Annotated in this window: 6 protein-coding genes; 1 reads left to right on the top strand and 5 read right to left on the bottom strand. The window is 39.1% G+C overall.

Features of this window, described 5'->3' with window-relative positions; genetic code table 11:
• Positions 1 to 162: 162 nt before the first annotated feature.
• The 5 genes from rho to seqA form a co-directional block, all read right to left on the bottom strand.
• Positions 163 to 1,107: a transcription termination factor Rho gene (rho, locus tag H4J54_RS12025; RefSeq protein ID WP_182191103.1), complete on the bottom strand. Its 945-nt coding sequence runs from the start codon at positions 1,105 to 1,107 to the stop codon at positions 163 to 165.
• A 689-nt stretch (positions 1,108 to 1,796) separates the two neighbouring features.
• Positions 1,797 to 2,741, bottom strand: a complete 945-nt coding sequence (locus tag H4J54_RS12020) for a GGDEF domain-containing protein (protein WP_182191102.1) — start codon at positions 2,739 to 2,741, stop codon at positions 1,797 to 1,799.
• Positions 2,742 to 2,746: 5 nt separating this feature from the next.
• Positions 2,747 to 3,109 carry a group 1 truncated hemoglobin gene (locus H4J54_RS12015; protein ID WP_182191101.1) on the bottom strand — a complete coding sequence of 121 codons (363 nt, stop codon included), beginning with the start codon at positions 3,107 to 3,109 and terminating at the stop codon, positions 2,747 to 2,749.
• Between the two features lie 290 nt (positions 3,110 to 3,399).
• A complete protein-coding gene (pgm, locus tag H4J54_RS12010) occupies positions 3,400 to 5,046 on the bottom strand; it encodes a phosphoglucomutase (alpha-D-glucose-1,6-bisphosphate-dependent) (protein WP_182191100.1) in 1,647 nt (548 codons plus the stop codon).
• A 73-nt stretch (positions 5,047 to 5,119) separates the two neighbouring features.
• On the bottom strand, positions 5,120 to 5,671 hold the full coding sequence (gene seqA / locus H4J54_RS12005; RefSeq protein ID WP_182136114.1) for a replication initiation negative regulator SeqA: 552 nt from the start codon (positions 5,669 to 5,671) through the stop codon (positions 5,120 to 5,122).
• 264 nt (positions 5,672 to 5,935) lie between these two features.
• On the opposite strand from seqA, the gene H4J54_RS12000 reads away from it, so the two are divergent.
• Entirely contained in the window at positions 5,936 to 6,703 is a 768-nt protein-coding gene (locus H4J54_RS12000; protein ID WP_182191099.1) for an alpha/beta fold hydrolase, read from the top strand.
• Positions 6,704 to 6,772 lie beyond the last annotated feature (69 nt).

The following is a 6,772-nucleotide window of genomic DNA, read 5'->3' as shown; positions in this document are numbered from 1 at the left end:
AAGCCAGTAACTAAGCTTACCATCGATTAATAACTACCTATTTGCCAATCTAGCAGTAAAAGTAGTAGAAAAAATAGAGCTCATTAGCACATAAAGTTATCGCTTTGTGCGCTAATTCATTTCATTAACTCAACACTGCAATACACTGCAATTTTTTCGCCACTAACGATTTAACAGCTCGGCATTACTTGGATATTTTTGCAGTAACTCAACAAGTTTACTCGCACCTTCTGTGGGTTTAAGACCGGTAAATGCTCTTCGCAAGGTTTTTATATTGTCGAGATCCTTAACATTTAACAGCAGTTCCTCACGGCGTGTACTACTTTTAGCCATATCCAAGGCAGGAAAAATTCGCTGTTGTGCAGCTTCGCGTGATAAAACAACTTCCATATTACCCGTGCCTTTGAATTCCTCAAATATCACTTGGTCCATCCGGCTGCCGGTATCAACAAGTATGGTGGCTAAAATAGTCAGTGAGCCACCATGCTCAATCTTTCTCGCGGCGCCAAATAATTTTCGTGGTATCGCCATCGCGCTAGCATCAAGACCGCCCGACATAGTACGACCACTGCTTTTTTGATTGGCATTATGTACTCTTGTCAGTCGAGTTAAAGAATCAATAACAATCATAACATCATGACCTTCACCCGCTTCCTTACGCGCAATATTAAGCAGGTTATTAGCAACACGAACGTGTTGGTCATGGTTTTCATCCGTAGAGGAAGCATGTACTTGTGCCGACACGCTGCGCTTAAAGTCGGTCACCTCTTCTGGACGCTCATCAATAAGTAAGGCATAAAGCTTTATTTCGGGATAAGCTGTCGACACTGCTTGGCAAACATCTTTTAAAAGCGTGGTTTTTCCGGAGCCTGGCGGAGCTACAATCAAGCCTCGTTGACCCCTGCCAAGCGGTGTAAACAAATCCATCGCTCGCATGGAAAGTTGCTCAGAGCCTGATGCTAGCTCAATACACTGATAAGGATTAATGGCTACGCCATTTAAAAAACGCTTTTGTGGGTCATCACAAGATGCATCTTTAACGACTTCATCCACTTGTTTGGGTATTTTTTTTCTTTTTACCGGTAATGTTAATATTTTTCTTGTCATGATATCGCTTTATAGCTCTAAAGAGTGAAGTGTCTTTAACCTCTGTATTTTAGTCTAAGGCAACTAAGCGGGTATTATACCCATACAATATTAGCTACCTGCTCAGGTTATATTTTATTAAAATGGCTATTAGCCCACTAGCGAAAATTGATCAATATTTTCAGCTGTTATCTTTAAAATCAAAATCTACATTAAGCTTAAAGCGCTACCGCTCTAATTGCCCTACTACTGCCACCGAAATAGCCATAGCGGTGTAAATTAAAGTAAAAAATTCCGCTGTATAATCACAGAAAATCATTTTTTTTAGCGAACGTTTTTATGTCGCCAAAATAAATTAAGCGCTAAGGTAGTATTTTTATAGCGCTAACTTTCGTATTAAAGTCATGGTTAGATAGAGTCACGTTGAAAAGCAATTACCAGCAGATTTGAGGATTTATGCCCTCATTATCAATGACTATTTTATCGCTTCACTTTACTCATTTGACATAAGTGAATTTTAGCGGCATAACTGTTGATTTTTAAGGCCATTTTTTATCACTTAGTCGACTTGTTTTTATTGTTCAGGATGACATTGAAAAAAGCTGAATTTAATATCGTAATGGGTTAATTTGCTCACAAAAGTCAGCAACAAAGGGTTGAAAAATTCAAATATCATTGTGATAGCAATAAATAACTTCACGCTTTATTTCTCAAGATGTAGGTATAGGTTTAGCTTCATGCTTTGCCAATAAATCTGTTGAAAAAGAAGTAACTTGACCACGTCCAGTCGCTTTAGCAAAGTATAATGCCATGTCTGCATTGCTTAGTAGTTTATCTAAAGTCGTACCATGTGTTGTATTTTCGACAATGCCAGCACTAAAACTAAGTTGAGTAATATTTTTTTCTGGTGTCAGTATTTCACAAGCTTTTATGGAATCTAAAACCGTATCAATCAGCGTACTTAACTCTGCGCCAGTGCGCGTGTAACTAAATACACAAAACTCTTCTCCACCAATACGGGCAAAATAACAGTCATTATCTAATGCTAGTGTAACTTTTTCAGCAAAACGCTTTAGTACATAATCACCAAACTCATGGCCATAAAGGTCGTTAAACTGTTTGAAATGATCAATGTCGATTATGCAGATAGACCCCTTAGTATTATTTTGGTTTTGGTTTTGGTTTTGGTTTTGGTTTTGGTTTTGAATGTATTCATTAAATTTTTTGAACATAGCTCGACGGTTGGCAATACCAGTTAATGAGTCGGTATAGGCCATTTTAATCAGGCTCTTTTCTTGTTTTTCCATAAGAGAGGCATAAGCCTGTAATGAATATTCTAGTTTTTTCAGCTCAGTTATGTCCTGACCAAGAATCATGAGTTGGTCTTCATCATAATCACTCATGGTAACTTTGATGGTTTTACGCGTGCGTTCATCTTTTAACTGTATGGTAAATGCATAAGAGCTTTGTGCATTTACAGCTAAGACTTGCTCTCTAGAGAATTGTTGATATTTACTGTCAAATAGGTTGAAAATGGCCTCACCACATTCTCCTATGATCGCCTTAAACTTGCTACTCGAATAAGATGGGGCTAATGTTTGCTTGTTACATATTGCAACGACAACGTCTAATTTATTTAATAAATCAAATCCCATGGTTATTACTCCACGACAATTAACGATTTTCGAGCAGCTATCAAGCTAGCTAACGCTTTGATATCCTCGTCTTCAATTTTAAAATTGTTCAACGTAGTGATAAAAATATTGACCACTTCATTCCATTCAACTTCAGTTATCTTAAATCGACTATGGGCTGATTTGAGCTTTTCATCATCATATTCACCTGGGCCTCCCATCATAGCCGCCAAGTATTTTGTTTGGTGCTCGATTAATGCCTCCATACGAATAGGTTCAAAAATATAAGCGACAATATCTGATGCTAAAACTGCATCGTAAAACTCACCCACAAGCGGATATAAAGTGGCAAAGCCGCCGTATTTTTCAAAATAATTTATTGACGTCATTTAATGTCCATATCTAGTTCTATTGCTAGAATTTATCCATAACTAGGAAGCCTAATATTTCGCTAACTAAGTGACTATTTGCTCTTTTCAATGAATATGACAAGACTAAAGCTTGTTATATTCATCTTAACCCGCAGCACTATACTTGATAATACACTAAGCATAAATAAGACTTAAGACTAGCTTGACGTCTGCCCAATACTATAAGAACAGAACAGAAAATAAAGTATAAATATTAGAATGACATCACTGGTAACTTTATTCAACACCATTCTAACCATATGTTTGTATCACAAACCAGCGGCAACAAAGGCAGCACTGACAAGTTTTTGTGCATCGCTGATAATTAACTGTAAATGCGCATCATCAATAAAACTTTCTGCGTATATTTTATAAATATCTTCAGTGCCTGACGGGCGAGCAGCAAACCAACCATTTTCAGTACACACTTTAATGCCACCAATAGCGGCATGGTTACCGGGCGCATGTGACAATATTTGGCTGATTTTCTCACCCGCTAACACATCAGTGGTAATAGCATCCGCGGTTAGTGCCGTCAGTACCTGCTTTTGTTGCAAGTTAGCGACCGCCTCAACACGGCCATAACAGGGCTCGCCTAATTGCTTAGCTAATGCTTGATATAATTGGTAAGGGTCTTTGCCGGTAACGGCAAGCATTTCAGCTGCTAGTAAGGCCATCACAAAACCATCTTTGTCTGTGGTCCAACAGCTGCCGTCACGGGCGATAAATGTCGCACCGGCGCTTTCTTCACCGCCAAAGGCATAGCTTGCATCATGTAAACCATCAACAAACCATTTAAAACCGACAGGTACTTCTGAAAGAGGACGGTCAATAAGCTTAGCAACACGGTCAATTAGCGAACTAGAGACGAGTGTTTTACCTATTTTACAAGTTTTAGGCCAGTTTCGGTGAGTCATTAAATAGTGAATAGACACCGCTAAGTAATGATTGGGGTTCATCAAACCACCCGTTTTAGTCACAATACCGTGGCGGTCAAAATCAGGATCGTTGCCGACGGCAATATCAAACTTGTCTTTCAAAGCAATTAAGCCTGCCATGGCATAAGGTGATGAACAATCCATGCGAATTTTGCCATCTTTATCTAATGGCATAAAAGCAAAACTTGCATCAACCACTGGATTGACTACGTCTAATTTCAAACCGTATTTTTTGGCGATTACCGGCCAATAATGAATACCTGAACCACCTAAAGGGTCAACACCAATATGTATACCTGCTTTTGCAATCGCTTCCATATCAACTACTTGGCTTAATTGCTCAACATAAAATGTGATAAAGTCTTCACGAGTCAGTAATGCAGACTTTAGTGCTTGGCTGTAATCAAGGCGTTTAACATCAAGCAGTTTATTCGCAATTATTTCGTTCGCACGCTGCTCAATAACTTGGGTTATGTCACCTTCAGCTGGACCACCATGAGGGGGATTATATTTAATGCCGCCATCGCTGGGTGGATTATGCGAAGGCGTGATGATCAAACCATCAGCTTGGCTTGACTGGGTTTTATTATGGACAATAATCAAGCGTGAAATAACCGGCGTTGGCGTAAAGCCATCATCGTCTTGAATAACAACAGGGACATTATTGGCGATCAATACTGAAATAGCAGAAGCAAAGGCCGGTTCAGATAACGCATGGGTATCTTTACCTAAATAAAGTGGCCCATTAAAGCCTTGCGCTAAACGATATTCAGCGACTGCCTGACAAATAGCTTCAATATGCTGCTGATTAAAGCTTAATTTACTGGCATTACCACGATGCCCAGAAGTACCAAAAGTGACTTTTTGCTCGGCAATGTCAACATTAGGTGTTTGTAAAAAATAGTCGCTAACCAAACGACCAAGGTTAATTCTATCTATCGGTCTTGCCAGTTTGCCTGCATGTTGATGAATGGTCATTTAATTTCCTTATCCCTTATAAAAATTTAAGCCGTATACCTTACTTGATCACCGATTAATATCACCATGATAACTAAAGTAAATCGCGAATGTCTTCTACATCTTGCTCGTTATAGCCTAATGCTCGACTGACTTCGGTCAACATCATTTTTTTACGGGTAGTGTTTGAGTTTGTAATCACCCAAAATGGGCTTTCTGGGATCTGACGAGGCTTAGTACTGCTGCCACTAGCCACTAATTCTGCTTCACTGGCCGCAAAATATAAACGGTCACGACCTCTGATCTGACAAGCGACTGAAAAACGCTGGCCGTGCACCCGATGTAATGCCGCTAATACCAGTAAAAATCGACCTACAGCGCCACGCTGCATAGCCAACTCTTCTCTATTGATGTAATGAAATACTGAGCCATTAACATCAACCTTTGCATCAGCTACTGGCTCTTCAACAACTGCTTCTACAATTTGTTCAACAACTTCTACTTTAACGGCAGCTACAACCTCAGCATTGTTTTGGCTGGGTAAGTTAATTAGACGACGTAATATCGACGAGGCACTTTCGCCAATATACTGGGTATTTGAGGCAATATGTTGATAAAGTTCTTCATCTATTTCGATGTTTTTCATTGATGACCCTAGGAAAATTATGATAGATCGCGCCAAGATTATACTTGCGTTGATAATAAGTCTCTATAGTGGATTAACAAATGATGGAAATATTTTTCAAAAAGCCAGTGGCTAAGCTATTGAAATTAAATGTTAGCCACCACAATCAGCGCGCTCAAATCGATATAGCACTTGATTTTAATAAAATTTAATTTAGATTTTATTACCTCAAAATGTAAAAATAAGCACAGTTTTATCCCTTAAATAACACGATAAGAGAGCCCAATGGCAAAGCTTTTAAACTATCAACAATCTGGCAGCGGTAAAAACATTATCCTTATCCATGGTTTATTTGGCCGCTTAGAAAACCTCAATATGGTAGCAAAAGCCTTAGCGGAAAATTATCGAGTCACCAGTGTTGATGTCCGTAACCATGGCGACTCATTTCACGATAGTGTGATGAACTACTCAAGCATGGCACAAGACATCATTGATATTATGCAGCACCTAGCCATCAATAGTGCCGTAGTCTTGGGGCATTCTATGGGCGGAAAAATAGCCATGGAATTAGCCCTTACTGCGCCAGCGCTAGTTGAAAAGTTAATTGTTGCCGATATAGCCCCAGCTGAATATCCACCACACCATAAGCAAATAATTGCCGGCTTAAGGTCACTTGACTTTACCACGATAAAACAACGTAAAGACGCGGATAAACAGCTCAGCCAATATGTTGACAATCTAAGCGTGCGACAATTTTTATTGCGCAATTTAAGCAGCCAAAATGGCCAATTTTCTTTTAAATGTAACCTTGAAAATATAGCAAAAAATTATCCACAAATAATGAAAGCTTATCAAGGTAGCAATAGCTATCAAGGGCCCACCCTGTTTATCAAAGGGGCTAATTCTGACTATATATTACCCGAACACCGCACAGCAATATTACGCTTATTTCCACAGAGTCGTGCCCGCATTATTCAAGGGGCTGGGCATTGGTTACATGCTGAAAAAACGCTTGCCTTTAATCGCAGCGTTGAAGGTTTTTTAACAAGTTAATTGATCTAGCGCTAATACCAAACAGTATAACTTTGTATAATTAGCGTGATAAAATTATTTTATGCTCAG

Origin of the sequence: Colwellia sp. MB3u-8 (assembly GCF_014076985.1) — a bacterium.
GTDB lineage: Bacteria > Pseudomonadota > Gammaproteobacteria > Enterobacterales > Alteromonadaceae > Cognaticolwellia.
Note: the sequence above shows the minus strand (reverse complement) of the source record. Positions and strands in the feature narration are given on the sequence as shown.